This window comes from Bacteroides fragilis NCTC 9343 (assembly GCF_000025985.1).
GTDB classification, from domain to species: domain Bacteria; phylum Bacteroidota; class Bacteroidia; order Bacteroidales; family Bacteroidaceae; genus Bacteroides; species Bacteroides fragilis.
Genome location: NC_003228.3, coordinates 2,453,248 through 2,473,915 on the forward strand (window position 1 = coordinate 2,453,248; position 20,668 = coordinate 2,473,915).

Consider the following 20,668-nt stretch of genomic DNA (forward strand, 5'->3'; position numbering starts at 1 on the left):
TAATGATTAAAAGATATTATTATTGGGGGAGTTTACTTTTGATGGGAGGATTGTGCCTGTCGGCTTGTGGTAATAAAAATCCGGGGGTGAGTAAGGAGGAGCTGCGGAGGGAGTTTGCTAAAAGTGCAACTCCGGCGGCCGGCGTGGAAGACTCGCTTGCCGGATGGGGAGATAACGATTCTCTACAGGTATTTCCGGAAGACTATCAGGCCCCTTCCGGAATTAAATATGATTCTCACATCACAGATCATGGAATGATTGTTTTGAACGTGGAGTCTGCATTGCGAAACGTTCGCCCGATGAAACTGACTGATCTCGGGCAGCAGGTGCAATACAGGATCATGGAAGCCAATGATGATTGGACATCCCTGATTGCTGCCGGTGATGATTTTCTGATACCTGATGAAGAGGGTGTGTGGCTGTTGGATAAGGACCTGAGGAAGAAACGACTGCTTATTCGATCGGATTTACAGGTGATACACACGCCGGGCGGTGGCGTCGGAATAGGAGGGGGACACTTGATGCAGAACTTTTATTATGATTCTGAAAGGAAACAATTACGCTTTACGTGCTATAATACAGATAAACGGAGGTCTTATCTGGTAGTCGCCTCTTTGACCGGACTGATGGCTTCTTCTCAGCCGGCGGAGCTTAAGACATTCCGAAACAGACTGCCTATAGGAAACAGCTATCTGTTTTCAATGCCCGGAGGATACGGAATGGCGGTAAGACATTCGGATGAACTCTATACATTCGGGATGAAGGGGGATACTCTCTGTCACTTTGTTTTGGGAAATTCCGAACGTTATAAACCTCGTCTTTTTGAGGCTGAACGGGACATTGTGTATCATGTGGGAGGAAGAACACTGTTTTATCATGCATACGGCAATAAGATCTACAGGGTGAAGGATGCCTCGACACTGGAGGTCGTTTATAAACTTGATTTCGGTTCATTATCCCGCATTACAGGGGCCGACGTGGCTAGAGGGGGCAATGTGCGGAGTTCATATTTTGTAACTTCGTGTATGGAGACGGATCATTTCCTCTTTTTGAATGTCGATAAAGGGTACGATAGTGAAAATGCCCGTAGGAAGGGGGAAGTGCAACTTTATTCTTTGGTCTATGACAAGCGGAACGGAGAGTTTTTTTCTTTGCCGGAAGTTACCGGTGGGGGACATCCGGAATCACCGCTGATAGCTGCCGGTCTACAAGAAGATTTACCCTTCTGGCCCAACTTGAATCTGAATGGGGATCCTGCTTTTGTTGTCGGAAAAGCTGTTTTGGAAAAATACTATCCGATACAGCTGCGGGGAAATGACAAGCTTGGAGAGTTTAATGAAACCGATCTGATTTTGATGACCGTTAAATAAGTTGACCGCTATGATGATAAACCATTATTTTAAAGTTGCTCTTCGTCTGATCAAACGGAGCTTTCTGTTTTCAAGCATTCATATACTTGGATTTGTATGGGGGATGGCAGCGGCTTTCCTTATCTACTTGTGGGTGATAGATGAATTTACTTTTGAAGATCACAATCCGGATGCAGGTAGAATTTTCAGGGTGATTGAAGCGAATTGCTCCGAAAGCGGAGAGGTGACTGAAAATCCTTATACTTCGAAACTTCTGGCAGATGCTTTCCGTAAAGAGTTTCCGCAGGTGGAAGAAGCCACTTATCTTGGGAATGTCGATATGACTTCTTTGAGGTCGGGTGATAAATTTTTGTCACTCAATTGGATGCGTGTGGATACGGCCTTTTTTGATGTTTTCCATTTTCCTGTGGTAGAGGGAGATCCCGGCAGGCTGAAATCGGGATTCAATCACATCGTTTTGTCTGAGACGCTGGCTAAAAAGTTTTTTGGGAATGAACCGGCGGTGGGGAAAGAAGTAATGTATAACAGAGGAATGGATGGCGAGTCGGTATTGAGGATCGTAGGGGTGGTGAAAGTACCCCGTAAAAGCCATATTCAGTTTGATGCGATTGTAGGGCAGTCTTTTTTTGATAAGATAGATGTCAACATCGTGCGGATGTCTTCTCCTTGGGATGTTCGGGATGCGATGGTGTATGTGAAAATGCGTCCCGGGACATCTGTGTCCGACTCCGACCGGGTGCGGATGAGTCGTATACTGAGTAAACACACACTTACGGAACGTCTGCTCCGTTTCCAACCGCTCAGGGACATTCATTTAAAGACCGATTTTGCTGATATTTCCGTTAAGAATCATGGTAGTATGGCCTCCATCTATCTGTTTATAATCTTGGCCGTATTGATTATATTTATGGGAGCGTTCAATTTCACCACTTTGTCGACTGCACGTGCCGCATTACGATATAAAGAGATCGGAGTGCGTAAGGTGACGGGGGCCAAGCGGAAAACGCTGATCGTTCAGTTTCTTTCTGAAAGTTTGGTGCAAGCATTCATTTCGTTGATATTGGCGCTGGCCTTGACCGAACTGCTGTTGCCGGTCTTTAATCGGATAATGGATAAGGACATCACGTTGCAGGCAAGTTGGAGTGTGTTAGTCTACGTTGTTTTGGGCATTATCGGTGTGGGATGCCTTTCGGGCAGCTATCCGGCATTCTATCTTTCGGCGGTTAACCCTTTGATTGCTTTTAAAGGAGGACAGAAGAACGGCAAAAAGGGGGGCTTGATACGGGGGTTGCTCTGTGTGCAGTTTGTCATAGCAATCACGTTGTTGCTGTGTACCGGTATTGTGTTTAAACAACTGAACTATTTGCAAAACAAGGACTTGGGATTGGAAAAAGAAAATGTTGTTTCCATTTATACAGGTCTGTGGTATAATGTGGACGGGTTCAAGCAGGAAATATTAAAGAATCCGAATGTACGCAGTGTCTCGATGGGAGCTGAAATTACTGATTATCTGGAAGGGGACAAAAGTCAGGGGGATGTATTGAGGTGGACTGACGAAAGAGGAGAGACTGACTCTTTACGAATGATGTGTATTTGGGCGGATGGTGATTTTGTGAATACATTCGGATTAAAACTTCTGAAAGGAGAGGGTTTGAAGGCGGATGGAGGAGCCTACTTCAGTGGCACGTACGATTTTCCGGTGATTATTAATGAAGCGGCCCGGAAGGCTATGAAGGTAGCAGATCCGATAGGTATGGAGATAAGCGGAGGGTTTGGAGTGGGCACAAATAAGAAACGGATTGTAGGAGTGGTACAGGATTTCAATTTCCAGTCGTTACGACAGAAGATAAAGCCGGCATATTTGATGTATAGTCCCGAATGTTTGGGGAATATACATATCAAAATAGCTCCGGAACATAAACAGGAAACCTTGAACTTCATACAAAAGAAGTTTGAGGAGATGGCCCCCTTTTTCATAAAGGAGTTTAAATATAAGTTTTTCTCAGATGCTTTAAACCGGAACTATGAACAAGAGAGACAACAGAGCCGGATGTTACTTGCGTTTACGATCCTTGCTGTTGTGATTGCCATGATGGGAGTCTTCGGATTGGTAACGCTGTCTACCCGGCAGCGAACGAAGGAAATAGGGATTCGAAAAGTGAATGGGGCACATTCCGGTGGGATCGTAAAAATGTTCTGTCTGGAATATCTGAAATGGGTGGGCATTGCTTTCGTGCCGGCTTGTCCGTTGGGTTATCTTTTTATGTATCACTGGCTGGATGAGTTTGCTTACCGGACTACTATGAGCTGGTGGCTGTTTTTGGGGGGCGGACTGATTATTGCGGGGATTACGTTATTAACTGTTATCGGACAAACCTGGCGGACGGCTTCACAGAATCCGGTGAGATCATTGAGATATGAATAATAAATAGTTGGAGATTATGATAAAAGCAATTGGATTGACTAAGATATTCCGTACAGAGAGTGTACAGACTATTGCATTGAATGAAATCAGTATCGATATATCGGAAGGCGAATTTGTAGCTATAATGGGACCCTCAGGATGTGGCAAATCGACCTTGCTGAATATACTGGGACTATTGGACAATCCGACTTCCGGTGAGTTGTGGTTCATCGGTAAAGAAGTTTCCCGCTACTCGGAAAATGATCGTACAGACATGCGGAACGGCAATATCGGCTTTGTATTTCAGAGCTTTAACCTGATAGATGAACTGACTGTATTTGAGAATGTAGAATTACCGTTGCTATATGCCGGTGTGCCGGTTCGTGAGCGTGTAGATCGAGTGAATAAAGCGTTGGAAAGGATGCAGATAGGCCATCGTACGGAACATTATCCTCAACAACTTTCCGGAGGTCAACAACAGCGTGTGGCTATTGCCCGGGCTATTGTGACGAACCCGAAAATTATATTGGCTGACGAACCGACGGGTAACCTCGATTCTACCAATGGCAACGAGGTGATGCTTTTATTGAAGGAGTTAAATAAAGATGGAGCTACAGTCGTGATGGTAACTCACTCTGAAGAAAATGCCCGGGAGGCAGGCCGTATTGTGCGGATGATGGATGGTTGTATCCTGACGGAGAACAGACGATGAAAAGTTTTGAACGATGAATGATCACCGCCGATCATTCATCGTTCAGAACCTTTCATCGTTTCAATTCATATCCCAGCATCATGCCGTCATAGCTATCTGCCAATGAACTGATGGCTTTGAGGGTGGCACTGCTGCTCTTACTGGATAAGAAAGTGATTAGCTTCAGCAATTTGTCTGCTTCGAACAGAAGATCCATCTGCTGAGTGGTATAATTGACTTTTGCATTCATGGGGATTAATTTCATATACCTCAGGTGGAGCATCTGGGTGCCGGCATCGTAAGAGTAGGTTCCGTTCAGCTTGCGTTTGCCTAAAGTGCTTACGAAAGTACTGTCCGCATTGAATGTAAAACTCAGTTGCCCTTCTTTAATACCGACTTTGGCCAGCTGTTCGTCCAGCTTTTGTTCGGCAGCGGAAGCAGCGACTGTTCCTCCGGCTTTCTTCAGCAGGTTTTCAGACTCGAACTCAATGGCCGAGCCGGTATAACGCCAGGTCCCGGTCATATCCACTGTTTCGGTATGTCCTGTGACAGCGTTGACAACTTTGGAGATATTGTCTTTATTGAATAAGTCCTTGATAGATTGTGCACGGTTTACGGTCGGTACAAGCAGTAGTGTGATAAGAACTGCGAATGATAATAGTTTTCTTTTCATTTGATATCCTTGTTTTTATTTTGAATTAAGTTCTTTATTGATTGACTCGATGTAGTTTAATACCTCTGTCCTGCCAAGGCGCTCTTCTGATGAAGTGATGAAATAGGGAGGGAGTTCTTCCCATTGTTTCCGTAATTCTCTCAAGTAAGCGCTGATATTTATTTTGAGTCGTCCCCCTTTCAGTTTGTCTGCTTTGGTGAAGATAATGGCAAAAGGAATGCCGTTCTCACCCAGCCATTCCATGAATTCAAGATCTATTTTCTGGGGTTCCAGACGGCTGTCTATCAATACGAATAGATTGGTCATCTGTTCGCGTTCGAGGATGTAATCTTCGATGATGGTGCGTATCTGTTTCTGGCCTTTCTGACCTCGTCTGGCATATCCGTATCCGGGTAAGTCAACCAGGTACCAGCTGTTGTTGATCAGAAAATGATTGATAAGCATGGTCTTACCGGGAGTAGCGGAAGTCATGGCCAGCCCCTTTCGTCCGGTCAGCATATTGATGAGGCTGGATTTTCCTACATTGGATCGGCCGATAAAGGCATATTCGGGGAAAGTGCCTGCCGGACATTTCTTCACGTCCGTATTACTAATTACAAATTCAGCATTGGTTATTTCCATATTTCTTGTTGGTTTTAAAATTCATTTTTTAGTTGTTTCTTTGATACGATCCATATTCCTGCAAAAGTAAGGATGCCGTTCAACATCAATAATTCGTATCCGAACTGATAGCCGGTTTCCTGCCGGGCAAATCTATCGGCTGCGTAACAAATCAGTGGTGAAGCTATCGCAATAAACGGTACCCATCGGTCGTTTGTTTTTCGTTGGGTGAATAATCCGAAAGCAAACATTCCCAGAAGAGGTCCGTATGTATAGGAGGCTATGATGTAAATAGCATCGATGACGCTTTGGTTATTCAATGCATCGACAAGGCAGATAAAGAAAATAAGTAGGACGGATAGTCCTATATGTACCCGGTTTCGTTTTCTACGGGCTTCTTCCTCTGTGTCTTTGCCTGTGTCGAGCAAGTCGATGCAAAAGCTCGTTGTCATGGCGGTTAAGGCTGAATCCGAATTGCTGAAAGCGGCGGCAATGATACCGATTGTAAATAGGATAAGTACTCCTTCGCCCAGATAACCCTGGGTAGCAAACAGCGGCAGGATGTCGTCACCGGCAGCCGGAAGTTCCAACTGCATCTCTTGAGCAAGGACCAGTAATAAAATGCCAAGCCCCAGAAACAGCAGGTTGAGCGGAGCGAATGCAAAGCCATAACAATACATGTTCTTCTGCGCGTCACGCAGACTACGGCAGGAAAGGTTTTTCTGCATCATATCCTGATCGAGTCCGGTCATGACAATAACAATAAAAATCCCACTTAGAAACTGTTTGAAGAAATTCTGGCGCGACATCCAGTCATCAAATACAAAGATGCGACTGTGTTCATTGCTGCTGATTGTTTGTATAACTCCGCTGAAGTCAAGATTTAACTTTGCAGTGACAAAAACAAGGATGCTGATCAGTGCGGCGATCAGGCAGAAAGTCTGTAAAGTATCCGTCCAGACAATTGTTTTAATGCCACTTTTGTGAGTGTATATCCATACTAAAGCTACCGATCCGGCAGCAATACTCCAGAATGGGATACCCATATCACGAAATACGTAGGTATATAGAATCAGACAGACAAGGTATAGTTTTGCAGCTGTGCCCAGCATACGCGAAAGAAGGAAAAAAGAGGCTCCTGTACGGTAGGCACGCTTTCCGATACGGGTATCGAGATAAGTGTATATACTGGTCAGGTTGAGTTTATAGTAGAGTGGGAGGAGTATATGGGCGACAGCCAGATAACCGAAGAAAAAGCCGAATACGGTTTGCATATACGTCATATCCATCGCCTTTACCATGCCCGGTACGGATACAAAGGTTACTCCCGAAATAGATGCGCCAATCATTCCGAAAGCAACGACGTACCATGGAGACTGGTTTTCTCCTTTAAAAAACGCTGCATTCGAACCTCCTTTCCGTCCGGTGATACGGGCTATCAGCAAGAGAATGGCAAAGTAGCATACAATAGTGGCAAGTATCATCATAATCATAACGAGCGCAAAGGTAACACTTATTTTGCAAACGATGATTGCTAATTAAAATTTGATATTTGTCTTTGAAAGCATATCCCATCAAAAGACCACCCAGTATAGGTGTCAGAGTGCCGAGTGTTATTAACAGATTTCCATCGTCATTAGGATCGAATACGATGTTCATGATGGCATAGACAGGGACAATGCCGGCTAATAGTACAAGAATTGTGACAAATTTTTGATATTGTTTTCATGATAGTTAAGCGCTTGATAATTAGTACGGCAAAATTAAACAATAATAGTGGATAAAGGATAGCTCAAATACCGGCTTGGGACAGAATGTTTTTTCCGGAGTGGTTTTGAATTCACCACGGATTACATGGATTGACACGGATTCTTTAATCTAATTCTCAATGAAATAAATTATTTGTCTGTGTTACGTGTAATCTGTGGTGAGACCTATCCAGTTCTATTATATGATGAAAATGTTTCCTCCAAATACAAATGTAGAAACTTAATTCTCCAATAGTTCTTTCATGGCCCTTTCCTCTTGTCGGATACGTATAGCGAGCAAACAAGCGTAGATAGGGAGTCCAATGAGTAATGTATACCAGGCATTGCAGAGTAAAGCAACTCCAATTAGTTCAGGTATGATATTCAGATAGTAATTGGGGTGTCTTACTGTTCTGAAAAGGAAGCTTTTTTCAATGCGATGATCGGGAATGATATAAAGTTTTACTGTCCATACATCATGGAGTTTATAGATCACATAGAATAGCATAGCATAAGCAAAGCCCATTATAAAAACACCACAAACAGAGAAGTAGTTGAAGGTAGTTCCCGAAGTGTATGCTTCATAGAGGGCCGAAAAATAGTAGACGATATGTGCTAATGTCAGTAATAGCGAATTAACTTTACCATATTGTACCGCTCCACTTTTCAGAAGACGTTTCTCGTTACGAATGGAGTAGGATAAGGAAAGTAATCTGAGTACAAAAAAGGCAATAAATGTAATAATGATATTTTGCATCGTTTTATTTTTTAGGGATAAGATATATTTTATTTTCTTTCTTAGAACTTATGAAGGAATACCCAAGAGGGCGATTGAACTGGAATTCAGTTCATTTCGGAATAGTTATAAATCGGAGGAGCATAATAAGTTTCAAGAACTGGTTAAGAAATATGGTTTCTATCCTGAGTTGTGCGATACCTGTAGAAAAGGGAATCTACTGAAGATAAAATCAAAAAGGCGGTTTTATAAGTCACTCTGTGGGGGCATGACCCGCGATTTGCTTATAAAACCGTTTTTCGTTTATAAAGGCTTAAGTTTCAACTCGATTTGTGTAACTGAACCCGGGCGTACGGTACGTCCTGCAGACCATATTTCATAATTTTCTGTACCACTGCCATATTGGACAGCGAAAGTGAAAAATCGGTCTTTGTTTGATTCGAACCACTTATCATAAGTAAAAATGAAAGTGGCAACTCCGGTGGAGTTAGTTAATGCATATGCCGTAGGAGTTGTTCGATTGTCTTTTTTGAACTCTTCATAAGTCTTTTCATCGAACATTTGCACAATTTCGTTGGGCAGAGGTTTGCCATCAGCACTGACTACAGTAACTGTTACCTGCGCATCATTTTTGTTTTCATCATCGTTGCTACAGGAAATTAACATCAAACTAAAGAGCGTAAATAAGTAGAAAGTTGTCTTTTTTAAGTCCATAAATTTAGTTTTTTAGCTATAATAACAAAAATGTAGACTTGATTGTTCAACAATCAGGAGACGACTGTATTGTTGTAGCAGGAGCAATGAACAAGATGACCGATAAATAGCCTATTTTATTAACAGCTGATTTGCCATTTATAAAATATGCGTATCTTTGTACTCCATAAAGTATACAGTGGCTTTATGGGGTTGGAGTCCTTTCTATAATAGGTTTACAACTTTTTATACTGGTATATACTTTATTGATAATTAAATAGATATACTTGTTTGTACATGAATCAACAATATCCATCGACGTTACTTGAAAAGGCCGTCGGAGAGTTTTCTAAATTGCCGGGTATCGGACGGAAAACAGCTATGAGACTGGTGCTTCACCTGTTGCGTCAGGATACCTCTGTGGTGGAAGCTTTCGGAAGTTCTATTATAACTTTAAAGCATGAGGTGAAATATTGCAAGGTGTGTCATAATATATCTGATACGGAAACTTGTCAGATTTGTGCAAATCCGCAGCGGGACGCGTCTATGGTCTGCGTAGTGGAGAATATACGGGATGTGATGGCCGTAGAGGCCACTCAACAATATCGTGGGTTGTACCATGTTTTGGGGGGGGTGATTTCACCGATGGATGGGGTAGGACCGGGCGATCTGCAGATAGAAAGTCTGGTGCGCCGGGTAGCCGAAGGGGGAATAAATGAAGTGATTCTTGCTCTAAGCACAACCATGGAAGGGGATACCACGAATTTTTATATTTACCGCAAACTTGAGAAAATGGGTGTCAAATTGAGCGTACTTGCCCGTGGGGTATCCATTGGTGACGAGCTGGAATACACAGACGAGATAACGTTGGGTAGAAGTATTGTGAACCGTACGACTTTTACCGGAACCGTTTAAAAGGAAACTTACCATTAACTGATAATCATTATATATAAATGGAAGAGCAAATAAAACGCATTGTGAAAAGCCAGAAGGTACAGTATATTTCTTTTTGGATTATTCCGTTATTGTTGGTGCTATTGGGAGAAGCCGGCGTGTTGCCTGTAGGAATAAAAGCAGACAATGTACGGGCTGTTTATGTTTTCGAAACAGTAGGTATTTTGATGACTGCCGTCTGTATACCTCTTTCTCTTAAACTATTTAGTTTTGTTCTGACAAAGAAAATAGATCAGCTGACGTTTCCGGTGGCCCTGAGCCGTTATATGCTTTGGGGGGCTGTTCGGCTGGCTTTACTGGAATTTGTAGTGGTGTTTAATCTGGCCGGTTACTACTTTACACTTAGTAGTACAGGTGCGTTATGTGCACTTATAGGACTGACAGCCTCTTTTTTCTGTCTTCCTGGAGAAAAAAGATTGCGTGCCGAACTGCATATCGATAAAGAATAAATGATGAAGCAATCTTTCTTAGCCAACGAGCGAATATATCTCCGTGCAGTGGAACCGGAGGATTTGGATCTTATGTACGAAATGGAAAATGATCCTTCTATGTGGGATATCAGTAGTTTTACAGTTCCCTATTCGCGTTTTGTACTCAAACAGTATATTGAAGGATCGCAAAGTGACATGTTTGCCGATAAACAGTTGCGGCTGATGATTATGCGTCGGAAAGATAATTGTACTTTGGGTACGGTCGATATAACTGATTTTGTACCTTTACATTCAAGAGGGGCAGTCGGAATTGCCGTTCACAGCAATTATAGACAGGAGGGGTATGCTTCCGATGCATTGAAACTGCTTTGTGAATATGCTTTCAACTTTTTATTTATAAAACAATTGTATGCCCATATAGCTGTGGATAACGAACCCAGTTTGCGATTGTTCAATTCTTGTGGATTTACCCAATGTGGAGTATTGAAAGAATGGCTGTTAACACACGAAGGTTATAAAGATGCCGTGCTTGTGCAATGTATGAATCCCAAACGATAATTTTAGTTTAAAGAAGGAACTTGCGGGAAGCGGGACCAGGTTTCATACTTGCTGCCCAATTTCCCTAAGGCTTCCTTCCACATACCTTTTATATCTTCATTCATTAAGTAGGTATTTTCTTCTTTTGAAATAATCCAGGTATTCTCCTTTATTTCCTGAATCAGTTGTTCGCATTCCCAGCCGGAATATCCGAGGAAAAAGCGTATCTTTCCTTTTATAGGGTTTCCTTGTAAAATGTATTTTTTGATAGCATCGAAATCTCCGTTGAGATATAATCCATTGTTGATCGGAAGGGTTCCGGGTATTTCGTGTAAAGTATGCAGATAAAACAAAGTGTCAGTTCCGATAGGACCTCCTTTGTGTAACGGAATATCTTCTATATATTTAAATTCTTTAATGATATCATTAAGCATCAATGGGAGTGGTTTATTTATAATCAATCCCATACTTCCTTCTTCAGTATGATCAACAAGCAATACTACTGACCTTCCGAAAGTTACATCGTGGAGGAAAGGCTCTGATATCAGAATCTTTCCTCTCGACGGCATTACATTATTCGATTGTATCTTAAATATGTCAGTATTGATGTTCATGCCCCTAATTTAAAGATTTATTTTACACGAACAAACAATATTCCTCTTTTTTTCGATTTAGTGTGCTCTTTTTAAGATATAGGATGATTTTCGGCAAATAACTTCATTCTTTCATCCAGTTGAGCATATTGGTGCTCTTTGATAAAGGAAGTGCATGCACGTAGTCCCTGTTGTTGGCTACCTGTAGTAACCAAGGAAATTGCACTGACCCCATAATACATCAACTCTTTTGCCAGCTCTCCACTTGTCATTCCCGGATAGCCTATGGTGAAATAGAAACCGTCGGCAACAGGATCTTCAAGATCTTTGTCGTATACCAGATGGAATCCGTAACGCAAGAATATTTCTTTCAATTTACGGGCGCGTTCACCATATATCCTCACTTCGTTCAGGAAATTGTATTTACCTTCGTTCGCTGCTTTCAGCATAGCTGCCATGGCGAATTGTGCCGAATGGCTCGTCCCTGAAGAGAGGGCATAAAGCACACGATGGATAAATACAGTGCCAAAAGTACCGCCTCCGTAGCGTTTATCGAATCCGGGATAATGGCGATGGTATAATTTATCAGAAATACAGCTGACACCAATACGTTGGCCTGCATAACTGAAGGCTTTGGAACCGGATATAAGCAAAATATAATTATCTGTATAGTGTGCCACCGAAGGCTGATAAGGTGCATGATACGGAGTACTCAGATCTTGGCGGAAGTCCATGGCAAAATAAGCTAAATCTTCAAGGACGATTACATCATATTGGGTGGCTAGTTCACCGATGATCTTCAGTTCTTCATCTTTTAAACAGATCCAGCTGGGGTTATTCGGATTTGAGTATATAACAGCTGAAATATTTCCTTTTTTCAGGTAGCTCTCGAGTTTTTCTTTTAATTTGTCTCCCCGATAATCGTATACATCAAATGTCTCGTACTTCTGTCCCATGACCACCAATTGCTGCTTTTGGACCGGAAAGCCAGGATCTATGAACAGAATAGTATCTTTTTTTTCATCGCATTGACTGCAAGTAAGGAAAGATGCGAAAGTACCTTGCATGGATCCCGTGACAGGTACGCAACCTTCCGGTTTGAGATCTATATCGATAAATGCTTTTATAAATTTGGAGGCTTCCGATTTTAGTTCCGGTAGTCCATTAATATCGGGATACAAACTGGCTATTCCATTTTGCAATGCTTCTATCTCGGCTTTTACTCCTACAGTAGAAGGGGGGAGACCCGGTACGCCCATTTCCATTTTTATAAATTCGACTCCGGATGCTCTTTCTGCTTTAGCTGCTATGGCTTTTACTTCACGAATGGTTGCTTTTGAGAAATCTGTAATTTGAAATTCTTCGATAGTTTCATCAATAAGATGCCGTTTGATAGGTGTATCTTTCATGTTTCTTTTTGTTGCTTTATAAATTGTGTCACAAAGATAGATATAATCTACTTATAATCAACAAATGAATGAGAAAGATGAAAAAAATCTTTCTCAGCTATTGCAGATATAAAAAAAACAGCTACCTTTGCAACCGCAATCGAGAGAGACAGCAATTAAGAAATGAAATTCTGGTGCGTTAGTTCAGTTGGTTAGAATACATGCCTGTCACGCATGGGGTCACGGGTTCGAGTCCCGTACGCACCGCGAAAGCAAATAGCAAATTAAAGCAAAGTTCTGAAATTCAAGGATTTCAGAACTTTTTATTTTTCTCCGCTTCGGCAAAAAATAGTGGTTTTAGGCAGTTCTCACGTGGCTTATTCGTGGGACTTTTTGAAAGCTGTTTTTGCTCCCACGAATTGACGCATTTGTCTTTGATTGTCAGCTTTTTGCGTAGCTGGTTTTTGAGTGTAGCAAACTAATTTTGTACCACTTAAAAAAACAAAGAATTATGGGAGCAGTGAAAAGAAACACACTAAGCGTATTGTTCATCATTAAGAAAGCGAAACTTCTGAAAAACGGTGAAGCTCCTGTTTGTATGCGCATCACCGTAAACAAGCGAGTAGCCGAAGTTATGATTAAACGGAGTATTCCCGTAGATTTATGGAATCAGAAAAAGGAATGTTCCAAAGGAAAAGACCGGGTAGCCATCGAACTGAACCACTATATCAATACGGTTCGTGCCAAAGTATTGCAGATACACCGTGAATTGGAGATAGACAACAAACCGATAACAGCCGATATTATAAAGGATTGTTTCTACGGACGGGACAAAGTACAGCGCAGCTTGCAGGAAGTGTATAAGGAGCATAACGAAAAATGCCGTGCCCTAATTGGCAAAGAATATACGGAAAGCACCGTTATCAAGTTCGATACTTCCATAAATCGCCTAAAAGAATATATCCGCAGTTGTTACCACCGTGACGATATAATGTTAGCAGAACTGGACGGGCAGTTTATCCGTGACTTTGATTTTTGGCTGAAAACAGAGAAGCATTGCCAAAACAATTCCGCATTGAAACATTTGAAGAACTTGAAAAAGGTTGTTCGTATTGCTTTGGCTAACGACTGGATAAAGAAAGACCCGTTTTACGGCATTCACTTCAAGCAGGAGGAAGTAAATGTAGAGTTTCTCTCACGTGAAGAACTGGATATTCTGATGAACAAGGAATTTGCTATCAAACGGTTGGAGCAGGTAAGGGATATTTTTGTCTTTTGCTGTTTCACTGCACTTGCTTTTGTCGATGTGCAGCAGTTAAGCCGTGAACATCTGATAAAAGACAATAGTGGTGCTTTATGGATACGCAAGGCACGACAGAAAACTAATCAAATGTGCAATATTCCTGTTTTATCTATTCCTCAAAGGATATTGAGAAAATATGAAGATAATGCAGAGTGTATAAAGAAAGGTGTACTTTTGCCTGTAATCAGTAATCAGCGCATGAATGCCTATCTAAAGGAAATCGCTGATTTATGCGGCATTACCAAACGCTTAACTACACATGTGGCACGCCATACTGCGGCTACCATCGTTTTCCTTGCCAATGATGTATCAATGGAAAATGTATCTAAGATTTTGGGACATTCCAATATAAGAATGACACAGCATTATGCAAAGGTTTTAGATAGCTCCATTATGCGTGATATGGTGAATGTGGAGAAGAATTTTAAATAGAAAAAGAATTATGCTTGCTTTATTCTTTGACGATACATAGTTAGTCCTTTTATCTTTAAGAATGCTTGTTCATTGTTTTGAACGTCCGCCTTGATTCGCTTTATTCTTTTATTATATGATTGTGGTATTTTAAGTTTATTGTTTTGACATATTACACCAGTAACTATTGGATTTTTTGTTTTATAAAAAGTTTTAGAATGACTAATTTTATATCCTGAAGTAGTTATAATAGATAATATTTCAGGGATTTTTTTATGGAAATCTATAGAAGAAGACATTGTTATATCATCAACAAATATTGAAAATTTAATATTATTCTCTTTTGCTAATGCCTGTATTCTATCGCCAACAGGCTTGAATACCAAATTAGCTATTAATGTTGATGTTGGAACACCTTGTGGAACTTGATAATTATGTGTAGTAAGTTTGGTTAAAGTTCTTGCAATTTCAGGGGTGCATCCTAATTTTAAAAACATATAAAACACCATTTTATGATTAATGGAAGGAAAAAAGGATTTCAAGTCTGTAGTAAATACATATTTATTACCTTGATGATATTTAGCGTTAAGAATATTATCCTTCTTAGGAATACCTCCAAAAAAATAATTAGGAAGAGTTGTTTTTGAAAGTAAATAGTTATACAATCTTTTTTGTATAACTTTCAAATCTTTATTAGTGGAGTTAATTGTGCGTTTTTTTATTGTTCCATCAGAATTATATAAAGGTTCATTGGTGTCTTTATTTAATTTAGGCTTTTCCCATGTAGAGTAATATTTATCTATATTCTCTATAATGGAATCCAATTGTTGACGAGAAACTTTTAGTATATATAGCAAATGCTTTTCGGTTGTAATCATCCTACTAAAATGTATAAAAGAAATTAGAGAGCCGATAGAATATCAAAAACGGTTTTCAAAAAACTGTATATTTTTGAAATAACTGGAATTACCTTAAACAAACTTTTAAAAAGTAGATATAAGGTGTTTCCACATTTTTGAATAGACTTTAATAGTTGAGAAAACTCATCTATTTTTTTTGTCATTCTTCCTATCTTCGAAGAGCAATGGGAGGTTTTTATTTTTCCTCCTTTTGAAGGTATAACCTTTTTCATGATATATAATATTAAATGATTATATGGCAATATCGCCATGTCCTCAATCAATATTACTAATAACCAATAATACTATATACATTACCTTCTTTTGCTCTCTATTTTCATGTCCTAACAGACGTAGAGACGATTTACAAGTGGGGAATCCCTATATAGAATGCCAACAAACTATAAATGGATAAACCGCTATCTCTGATGTTTATCATTAATATAGATGAACACAGATGCTCGTCCCATAAAACCATATTGGTGTGATAAATCACTTTAATTTTGTAGTACTATTGGTTAAATTGTACCTTCTTCTACATTCTTTCAAAGAACGAATACTTTGCAAAAGTATAGAATAAAATAGTATTACCAAAGAAAAATGCTATGTAATTTTCCCAAGCTGAATAAAACATTAACAAAGGTAAGCTCCGTATTCCGTCCGTTCAAGTCCAAGCCCTACGGGTTTGAAAGAAAATCTCCACACCTCACGATGTTCGGGTAGTATTTTCTTCCAAAGACTTGCACAGACGGAATACTACACTAATAAAGTTAATGTTCTTAGTCAGTTTCGGAAAAAAATGTGTTGTTTCTGAGAAGTGGGCTATTCCTGCCGTTCTTTGTTGTAATAGGTTTGCAAAAGCCGTTCTATATCGCTTTGACGGTAGATAATCTTTCCTTTTATCTGAATGTATGGGATAACGCCTGTATCTCTCCATTCTTGCAGTGTGCGGATGCTTACTTTCAGGCATTTGGCTGCATCTCTGTTGCTTAGAAACTTTTCACCGTTCAAATGTGGTCTGTTTTCCTTTGCCAGTCGGCTGATACCATCTAACATTCTATCCATAGACTGAAAGAAGTCCTTGATTATCTCACTATTGCTGTTTATAAGTTCCATATTGTTATACCGTTCTATTGATTTATAATTGGTTTGAATGATTGACATACATACACGTGTCAGTTACGCAGATACTCGCCATAGTAAAATATGGAAATACTATCTTTTACCGCATCATAGCCGATATAAAGCCGTTTAAAGGCTGAAACGATGAAGTAACGGTTATCTTCTTTCTGTATCTCGTAAACGGCAGGTTTCGCCTGTCCGTTATCAGATACATGGAGCATCGAAAGGAAATACTTTTTCTTGCTTTGGTATATCATCACCGCAGGATGAAGGTTTAAACTTTCCCAAATTCCGACAATAGCAGACAATTTGAATGACTGGTTTATTTCCGTATTATTTTCTTCTTTCTTTTCCATAGGACAATATTTATTTATTGTTTGATTTATAATTCGTTATCTTGTTTTCCGTACATTCTGCAATCAGTCTTTCAATATCGGCAGATTTATAGTACAGCTTGTTACCTATTTGGGAGTAGCCCAGTTTACCGCTATCCCGGTAGTTCTGCAAACTTCGGATGCTGATACCGAGCAGAGCACACACTTCACGACCTGACAGCCATTTCTCCGGCTGGTGGCTATTCTCTCTGCAAATCCGTTCCACCTGACTGACGAAGCCGGAAAACCGACCGCACACCTGTTTAAAAGTCTGTTCCTCAATAGTTATGATATTCATAGGTTTTTCTCTTTTGGCTGGTTGAATATTCCTTTTTGCATTTCTTCCCGGTAGAGAGCCGAAAGAACATCATTGTGTGTATTCAAATGTTCTTCCAGTACGTTATCAATGAAATTTCCGATACTTACCTGTTTGCCTGTAATAACGCCTACAATTTGCATGATACGTTTCTGTATCTCTCCACTTATGTACACGCTTTGACGGTTGCAGACTGTCCGCTTTTGGAAAAATACTGCTTTGTAATTTTCCTTTTCCTGTTGTAATGATTGATTTACCTCTTTCATACTTTCATTTTTTAATGGTTTATAAATAAGTTAATTGATTTCTGATACTGATTGAAAGAAAGTGAACCAGTCTTATAGCTGCATTGCTTTATCTTTAAATAGCTTTCAAATACGATTTAAAGCCATTTCTAAATATTGTTTGGCAGTCTTATGCATTGCTTTCATTCAATCAATTTTCAGCAAAGAAAAGGGTAAAAACAGACGCTTTTCAAAATGGGGCTGCTTTGTCCGTTTGTGTAGCAATTTGGCGTTATACGCTATATTTCAGGGATAAAAGGATGTCTGTAATTTTGCAACCGATAAACAGACATAGGAAGAAGCCGAAACGCTTGCTTTGACAATCTGACCGTAGGGAGGATTTTTATGTTCATTAGAACATAGCAAGTTGTGTTTTGAGGTCCGCTATTCGCTTTTTGCACCTCAAAACCTTGCCACCTGATAAGGTGGTTTGGTTTACTCCGAAGTCGTAAACCTTGTAAAAATTATAATTATGGAACAGAAAAAGAAGTCATTTAACAAAGGAGGGCGCAAGCCGAAGCTTGACCCACGAATACACCGTTATTCATTCAATCTGGACGATGTAGAAAACGCCAAATTCCTGTCATTCTTTGACAGGTCAGGTTATACGGTTAAAGCGCATTTCATTAAAAATTGCATTTTCGGTAAGTCGTTTAAGGTAATAGTCAGGGATAAAAGTAAGGTGGATTATTATATTCAGCTAACACAGTTCTACTCACAATTCAGGAGCATAGGGCAGAATTATAATCAGGTAGTGAAAGAACTTCATTCCAATTTTTCAGAAAAGAAAGCACTTGCTTTGCTTTACAAACTGGAACAATGCACTTTGGAACTGATAAAGACCAATGAAATGATAGTAATGTTAAGCAGACGGTTTGAACAGTCCTACCAAAGAGAGGGGACAATATTGGCAGATGAATAGAAATAACTTGCCAAAAAAGAAAAATCCCGAAGTTACCACGTGTACAACTTCGGGATAGTTTCTTTCTTATTTGTCCGTTCCGTGTTCTTTTTCAAACTTTCGGAGCGTACCAACATCAAACCTTTTCTTTATGAACTCACGCACATCGGAAGCCCGATAATAGGCTTTTCCGCTAATCATCATAAAGGGCAGTAGTTTCTTGCTTCTCAATCTCTGCAACGTTCGGGTACTTACTTTGAACAACAGGCATAAGTCCTGATTATCCAAAAGTTTATCGCCCGGCATTACTTCGGGATTGGTTTGCAAACTCTTTACGTCTTTGCCTACTTCTTCCAATTTATCAAGAAGTTTCTGCATCCAGTCTTTAAACTCGTAATTATCTACATACATATTGCTTCATTTTTCTGATTATACACTAATGATTACCAATCGATTGATGAAGCAAAGTTCAGAAAAGGGAAGCAAACAAATTACAGGGTAGCATACGCTACCTCGTATAAATTGACGCTAAACGCCTGATTATCTATACCCTTTATTTTCGTGTTCTTTGCGGATAAGGTTTGCCAGTTCATTAAGGAACTCCGTTAGTTTGGCTGGCTTTCGCTTGATGACATCCATGTACTTTTGATGATAATCACCTAATTTAATGTTAAAGAGCCATTCAAAGGCTTTTCCTAAGTCCGTCAGGTGAACAGGTTTTTCATTTTGATATATTATACGTTTTGACAGGAATAAGCCGCTGACTATTTCCATGATGTTGATAAGGCTTGTTTTGTCTGCTAAATGGAGAGGGGAAAGGGATAGTTTATTTGCGTGTTGCTCGAATTGTTCGGGGTATTTGATATGCAAATTCACTATGCGTACTTCTGTTTTGATTAGTTCTATTGCTTCATCAATCAAATGCAAATAGGGTATTTTTTTCTTGCTCAAACCGCACACGATACGATTTAAGCCGATGTAAGCCGAAAGAAAAATAACGTAATAAAACGCTGTAATCCTGTTCGTTGATACTAAAATCGGCTAAATGGGTAGCCAGTTCTTCAATAGCTTCTGTAAATTCGGATGCAGAAACTTTACGCTGTGAGTATTCCGATAATAATCGGAAGAATCTCTGTTCCAACAAATTATTCATTATGGGAATTATAGAAAGAAGTCCTACCAACGTGGTAGAACTTCCTTTTTTAATAAGTTATTTATTTACAAACTGAAAATCATATTCATTATATCTGTTACCAATATTAGGATATTTTTTTAAAAGCAGTTGTATATTAGAAACATCTTCCGTTGATAGATTTACATCTACCGCTTTTGCATTTTCTTCTAAATACTTAATCCGTTTAGTTCCCGGAATAGGAATTATATTTTCACTTTGTGCCAATATCCAAGCTAAGGCAAGTTGGGCTGGGGTTATTCCTTTGCTTTCTGCTATTTCTGCAATTTCAATAGCCAGTTTTTGATTATTTTCCCAATATTTACCGTTATAACGTGGCAAATGCTTGCGGAAATCATGTTCTTCCAACGCATTTACGTTGATAGTATTTGTTACTAAACCTCTGCCTAACGGTGAAAATGGAACTAAAGTTACACCTAATTCTTTTGTTAATGGCAGAATCTCTTTTTCGACATCATGTGTTAATAAAGAATATTCACTTTCAACCGCAGATATAGGATGAACATTACAAGCTCTTTTCAGTGATTCGAAAGAACATTCGCTTAGTCCCAAATAGCGTACTTTACCCTCTTTTACTAACTCTGCCATAGCTTCAACTGTTTCTTCGATTGGTATTGTGGGGTCAATCCGATGCGCATAATACAAGTCTATAGTTTCGATATTTAATCTTTTCAGGCTGTTCTCTACAGCTTGTTTTACATATCTTGGAGAAGCATCCACATAACTATCACCACCAACGAACACGCTACCTTGACTATTGCGTAAGCGAAAACCAAATTTTGTTGCAATGAAAATCTGATTTCTTTTTTCTGCTAATACTTTGGATAGCAATTCTTCATTAGCACCATTTCCATACACATCCGCAGTATCCCAAAAATTAATGCCAAGTTCTAAAGCACGATGCAATGTCTTAATGCTTTCTTTTTCGTCGGCTACTCCATACGCAGCACTCATTCCCATACAACCCAATCCGATAGCGGATAGGTTTACTTCTGTTTTGCCTAATTTTCTGTACTTCATTATTTATATTTTTTAGTCGGTACAAAAT

Annotated in this window: 25 protein-coding genes and 1 tRNA gene; 9 read left to right on the plus strand and 17 right to left on the minus strand. The window is 39.8% G+C overall.

The genetic code is table 11. The features are described 5' to 3' along the window. The first annotated feature begins 2 nt into the window (after positions 1–2). The 3 genes from BF9343_RS09835 to BF9343_RS09845 are packed head-to-tail and all read left to right on the plus strand — an operon-like array spanning position 3 to position 4,486. Positions 3–1,370, plus strand: a complete 1,368-nt coding sequence (locus BF9343_RS09835) for a DUF4933 domain-containing protein (RefSeq protein WP_010992845.1) — start codon at positions 3–5, stop codon at positions 1,368–1,370. Between the two features lie 13 nt (positions 1,371–1,383). Then, a complete protein-coding gene (locus tag BF9343_RS09840) occupies positions 1,384–3,795 on the plus strand; it encodes an ABC transporter permease (RefSeq protein ID WP_010992846.1) in 2,412 nt (803 codons plus the stop codon). 16 nt (positions 3,796–3,811) lie between these two features. Further along, a complete protein-coding gene (locus tag BF9343_RS09845) occupies positions 3,812–4,486 on the plus strand; it encodes an ABC transporter ATP-binding protein (protein WP_010992847.1) in 675 nt (224 codons plus the stop codon). A 52-nt stretch (positions 4,487–4,538) separates the two neighbouring features. Here the strand turns inward: BF9343_RS09845 and BF9343_RS09850 are convergent, their stop codons facing one another. The 5 genes from BF9343_RS09850 to BF9343_RS09870 form a co-directional block, all read right to left on the minus strand. After that, positions 4,539–5,138, minus strand: coding sequence for a DUF4923 family protein (locus tag BF9343_RS09850; protein ID WP_005787260.1), 600 nt, complete (start codon positions 5,136–5,138; stop codon positions 4,539–4,541). A 15-nt stretch (positions 5,139–5,153) separates the two neighbouring features. Further along, the gene (gene yihA / locus BF9343_RS09855; protein ID WP_010992848.1) at positions 5,154–5,759 is read right to left on the minus strand and encodes a ribosome biogenesis GTP-binding protein YihA/YsxC; all 606 of its coding nucleotides are present in this window, start codon (positions 5,757–5,759) and stop codon (positions 5,154–5,156) included. Positions 5,760–5,773: 14 nt separating this feature from the next. After that, positions 5,774–7,225: a sodium:solute symporter gene (locus BF9343_RS09860; protein ID WP_005787265.1), complete on the minus strand. Its 1,452-nt coding sequence runs from the start codon at positions 7,223–7,225 to the stop codon at positions 5,774–5,776. 502 nt (positions 7,226–7,727) lie between these two features. Further along, complete coding sequence (locus BF9343_RS09865; protein WP_005787267.1) at positions 7,728–8,243, minus strand: isoprenylcysteine carboxyl methyltransferase family protein; 516 nt, start codon at positions 8,241–8,243, stop codon at positions 7,728–7,730. Between the two features lie 282 nt (positions 8,244–8,525). Next, entirely contained in the window at positions 8,526–8,936 is a 411-nt protein-coding gene (locus tag BF9343_RS09870) for an Ig-like domain-containing protein (RefSeq protein WP_005787268.1), read from the minus strand. A 276-nt stretch (positions 8,937–9,212) separates the two neighbouring features. Here BF9343_RS09870 and recR point away from each other — a divergent pair, with 276 nt between their 5' ends. Genes recR through BF9343_RS09885 form a run of 3 tightly spaced genes read left to right on the plus strand, consistent with a single transcriptional unit; the run spans position 9,213 to position 10,858 of the window. Then, a complete protein-coding gene (gene recR, locus BF9343_RS09875; protein ID WP_005787270.1) occupies positions 9,213–9,830 on the plus strand; it encodes a recombination mediator RecR in 618 nt (205 codons plus the stop codon). Between the two features lie 38 nt (positions 9,831–9,868). Continuing rightward, positions 9,869–10,318 (plus strand): hypothetical protein, encoded by a 450-nt coding sequence (locus BF9343_RS09880; protein ID WP_005787272.1) that lies wholly within the window; start codon positions 9,869–9,871, stop codon positions 10,316–10,318. Between the two features lie 3 nt (positions 10,319–10,321). After that, positions 10,322–10,858: a GNAT family N-acetyltransferase gene (locus tag BF9343_RS09885; protein ID WP_005787274.1), complete on the plus strand. Its 537-nt coding sequence runs from the start codon at positions 10,322–10,324 to the stop codon at positions 10,856–10,858. Positions 10,859–10,860: 2 nt separating this feature from the next. On the opposite strand, the gene BF9343_RS09890 is transcribed toward BF9343_RS09885, so the two are convergent. Together BF9343_RS09890 and BF9343_RS09895 are read right to left on the minus strand one after the other, a co-directional pair. Next, on the minus strand, positions 10,861–11,451 hold the full coding sequence (locus tag BF9343_RS09890) for a YqgE/AlgH family protein (protein ID WP_005787276.1): 591 nt from the start codon (positions 11,449–11,451) through the stop codon (positions 10,861–10,863). 71 nt (positions 11,452–11,522) lie between these two features. Next, positions 11,523–12,839, minus strand: a complete 1,317-nt coding sequence (locus tag BF9343_RS09895; protein ID WP_010992851.1) for an aminotransferase class I/II-fold pyridoxal phosphate-dependent enzyme — start codon at positions 12,837–12,839, stop codon at positions 11,523–11,525. A 172-nt stretch (positions 12,840–13,011) separates the two neighbouring features. On the opposite strand from BF9343_RS09895, the gene BF9343_RS09900 reads away from it, so the two are divergent. Next, a tRNA-Asp gene (locus BF9343_RS09900) sits at positions 13,012–13,085 on the plus strand. A 244-nt stretch (positions 13,086–13,329) separates the two neighbouring features. After that, on the plus strand, positions 13,330–14,553 hold the full coding sequence (locus tag BF9343_RS09905; protein WP_041926217.1) for a site-specific integrase: 1,224 nt from the start codon (positions 13,330–13,332) through the stop codon (positions 14,551–14,553). Positions 14,554–14,561: 8 nt separating this feature from the next. On the opposite strand, the gene BF9343_RS09910 is transcribed toward BF9343_RS09905, so the two are convergent. The 6 genes from BF9343_RS09910 to BF9343_RS09930 form a co-directional block, all read right to left on the minus strand. Next, positions 14,562–15,410, minus strand: a complete 849-nt coding sequence (locus BF9343_RS09910; protein WP_010992853.1) for a reverse transcriptase family protein — start codon at positions 15,408–15,410, stop codon at positions 14,562–14,564. Positions 15,411–15,433: 23 nt separating this feature from the next. Continuing rightward, positions 15,434–15,664, minus strand: a complete 231-nt coding sequence (locus tag BF9343_RS23660; protein WP_061430047.1) for a hypothetical protein — start codon at positions 15,662–15,664, stop codon at positions 15,434–15,436. Positions 15,665–16,253: 589 nt separating this feature from the next. Continuing rightward, a complete protein-coding gene (locus BF9343_RS09915) occupies positions 16,254–16,547 on the minus strand; it encodes a helix-turn-helix domain-containing protein (RefSeq protein ID WP_010992855.1) in 294 nt (97 codons plus the stop codon). Between the two features lie 59 nt (positions 16,548–16,606). Then, the gene (locus BF9343_RS09920; RefSeq protein ID WP_010992856.1) at positions 16,607–16,909 is read right to left on the minus strand and encodes a DUF3876 domain-containing protein; all 303 of its coding nucleotides are present in this window, start codon (positions 16,907–16,909) and stop codon (positions 16,607–16,609) included. A gap of 10 nt (positions 16,910–16,919) precedes the next feature. Then, on the minus strand, positions 16,920–17,225 hold the full coding sequence (locus BF9343_RS09925) for a helix-turn-helix domain-containing protein (RefSeq protein WP_010992857.1): 306 nt from the start codon (positions 17,223–17,225) through the stop codon (positions 16,920–16,922). Further along, a complete protein-coding gene (locus BF9343_RS09930) occupies positions 17,222–17,509 on the minus strand; it encodes a DUF3408 domain-containing protein (RefSeq protein ID WP_010992858.1) in 288 nt (95 codons plus the stop codon). Before BF9343_RS09930 ends, BF9343_RS09925 begins: the two co-directional genes overlap by 4 nt. A 490-nt stretch (positions 17,510–17,999) precedes the next feature. Between BF9343_RS09930 and mobA the strand changes: the two genes are divergently transcribed. Next, complete coding sequence (mobA, locus tag BF9343_RS09935) at positions 18,000–18,449, plus strand: conjugal transfer protein MobA (protein ID WP_010992859.1); 450 nt, start codon at positions 18,000–18,002, stop codon at positions 18,447–18,449. A gap of 66 nt (positions 18,450–18,515) precedes the next feature. Here the strand turns inward: mobA and BF9343_RS09940 are convergent, their stop codons facing one another. From BF9343_RS09940 to BF9343_RS09955, 4 genes are all read right to left on the minus strand, one after another. Further along, positions 18,516–18,839 (minus strand): helix-turn-helix domain-containing protein, encoded by a 324-nt coding sequence (locus tag BF9343_RS09940; RefSeq protein WP_010992860.1) that lies wholly within the window; start codon positions 18,837–18,839, stop codon positions 18,516–18,518. A 129-nt stretch (positions 18,840–18,968) separates the two neighbouring features. Further along, the gene (locus BF9343_RS09945; protein ID WP_164088330.1) at positions 18,969–19,388 is read right to left on the minus strand and encodes an RteC domain-containing protein; all 420 of its coding nucleotides are present in this window, start codon (positions 19,386–19,388) and stop codon (positions 18,969–18,971) included. Beyond that, positions 19,342–19,581 carry a hypothetical protein gene (locus BF9343_RS23940; protein ID WP_010992862.1) on the minus strand — a complete coding sequence of 80 codons (240 nt, stop codon included), beginning with the start codon at positions 19,579–19,581 and terminating at the stop codon, positions 19,342–19,344. Before BF9343_RS23940 ends, BF9343_RS09945 begins: the two co-directional genes overlap by 47 nt. 57 nt (positions 19,582–19,638) lie before the next feature. Next, positions 19,639–20,640 carry an aldo/keto reductase gene (locus BF9343_RS09955; protein ID WP_010992863.1) on the minus strand — a complete coding sequence of 334 codons (1,002 nt, stop codon included), beginning with the start codon at positions 20,638–20,640 and terminating at the stop codon, positions 19,639–19,641. Positions 20,641–20,668: the final 28 nt, after the last annotated feature.

Excerpts from the sequence above, each read along its gene's own strand:
- BF9343_RS09915 (WP_010992855.1), bottom strand. The coding sequence starts at position 16,547 with ATGGAACTTATAAACAGCAATAGTGAGATAATCAAGGACTTCTTTCAG.
- BF9343_RS09860 (WP_005787265.1), bottom strand. The coding sequence starts at position 7,225 with ATGATGATACTTGCCACTATTGTATGCTACTTTGCCATTCTCTTGCTG.
- BF9343_RS09890 (WP_005787276.1), bottom strand. The coding sequence starts at position 11,451 with ATGAACATCAATACTGACATATTTAAGATACAATCGAATAATGTAATG.
- BF9343_RS09920 (WP_010992856.1), bottom strand. The coding sequence starts at position 16,909 with ATGGAAAAGAAAGAAGAAAATAATACGGAAATAAACCAGTCATTCAAA.
- BF9343_RS09895 (WP_010992851.1), bottom strand. The coding sequence starts at position 12,839 with ATGAAAGATACACCTATCAAACGGCATCTTATTGATGAAACTATCGAA.
- BF9343_RS09880 (WP_005787272.1), top strand. The coding sequence starts at position 9,869 with ATGGAAGAGCAAATAAAACGCATTGTGAAAAGCCAGAAGGTACAGTAT.
- yihA (WP_010992848.1), bottom strand. The coding sequence starts at position 5,759 with ATGGAAATAACCAATGCTGAATTTGTAATTAGTAATACGGACGTGAAG.
- BF9343_RS23660 (WP_061430047.1), bottom strand. The coding sequence starts at position 15,664 with ATGAAAAAGGTTATACCTTCAAAAGGAGGAAAAATAAAAACCTCCCAT.
- BF9343_RS09850 (WP_005787260.1), bottom strand. The coding sequence starts at position 5,138 with ATGAAAAGAAAACTATTATCATTCGCAGTTCTTATCACACTACTGCTT.
- BF9343_RS09925 (WP_010992857.1), bottom strand. The coding sequence starts at position 17,225 with ATGAATATCATAACTATTGAGGAACAGACTTTTAAACAGGTGTGCGGT.
- BF9343_RS09930 (WP_010992858.1), bottom strand. The coding sequence starts at position 17,509 with ATGAAAGAGGTAAATCAATCATTACAACAGGAAAAGGAAAATTACAAA.
- BF9343_RS09865 (WP_005787267.1), bottom strand. The coding sequence starts at position 8,243 with ATGCAAAATATCATTATTACATTTATTGCCTTTTTTGTACTCAGATTA.
- BF9343_RS09840 (WP_010992846.1), top strand. The coding sequence starts at position 1,384 with ATGATAAACCATTATTTTAAAGTTGCTCTTCGTCTGATCAAACGGAGC.
- BF9343_RS09905 (WP_041926217.1), top strand. The coding sequence starts at position 13,330 with ATGGGAGCAGTGAAAAGAAACACACTAAGCGTATTGTTCATCATTAAG.
- BF9343_RS09955 (WP_010992863.1), bottom strand. The coding sequence starts at position 20,640 with ATGAAGTACAGAAAATTAGGCAAAACAGAAGTAAACCTATCCGCTATC.
- BF9343_RS09835 (WP_010992845.1), top strand. The coding sequence starts at position 3 with ATGATTAAAAGATATTATTATTGGGGGAGTTTACTTTTGATGGGAGGA.
- BF9343_RS09910 (WP_010992853.1), bottom strand. The coding sequence starts at position 15,410 with ATGATTACAACCGAAAAGCATTTGCTATATATACTAAAAGTTTCTCGT.
- BF9343_RS09845 (WP_010992847.1), top strand. The coding sequence starts at position 3,812 with ATGATAAAAGCAATTGGATTGACTAAGATATTCCGTACAGAGAGTGTA.
- recR (WP_005787270.1), top strand. The coding sequence starts at position 9,213 with ATGAATCAACAATATCCATCGACGTTACTTGAAAAGGCCGTCGGAGAG.
- BF9343_RS09940 (WP_010992860.1), bottom strand. The coding sequence starts at position 18,839 with ATGTATGTAGATAATTACGAGTTTAAAGACTGGATGCAGAAACTTCTT.
- BF9343_RS09870 (WP_005787268.1), bottom strand. The coding sequence starts at position 8,936 with ATGGACTTAAAAAAGACAACTTTCTACTTATTTACGCTCTTTAGTTTG.
- mobA (WP_010992859.1), top strand. The coding sequence starts at position 18,000 with ATGGAACAGAAAAAGAAGTCATTTAACAAAGGAGGGCGCAAGCCGAAG.
- BF9343_RS23940 (WP_010992862.1), bottom strand. The coding sequence starts at position 19,581 with ATGAATAATTTGTTGGAACAGAGATTCTTCCGATTATTATCGGAATAC.
- BF9343_RS09885 (WP_005787274.1), top strand. The coding sequence starts at position 10,322 with ATGAAGCAATCTTTCTTAGCCAACGAGCGAATATATCTCCGTGCAGTG.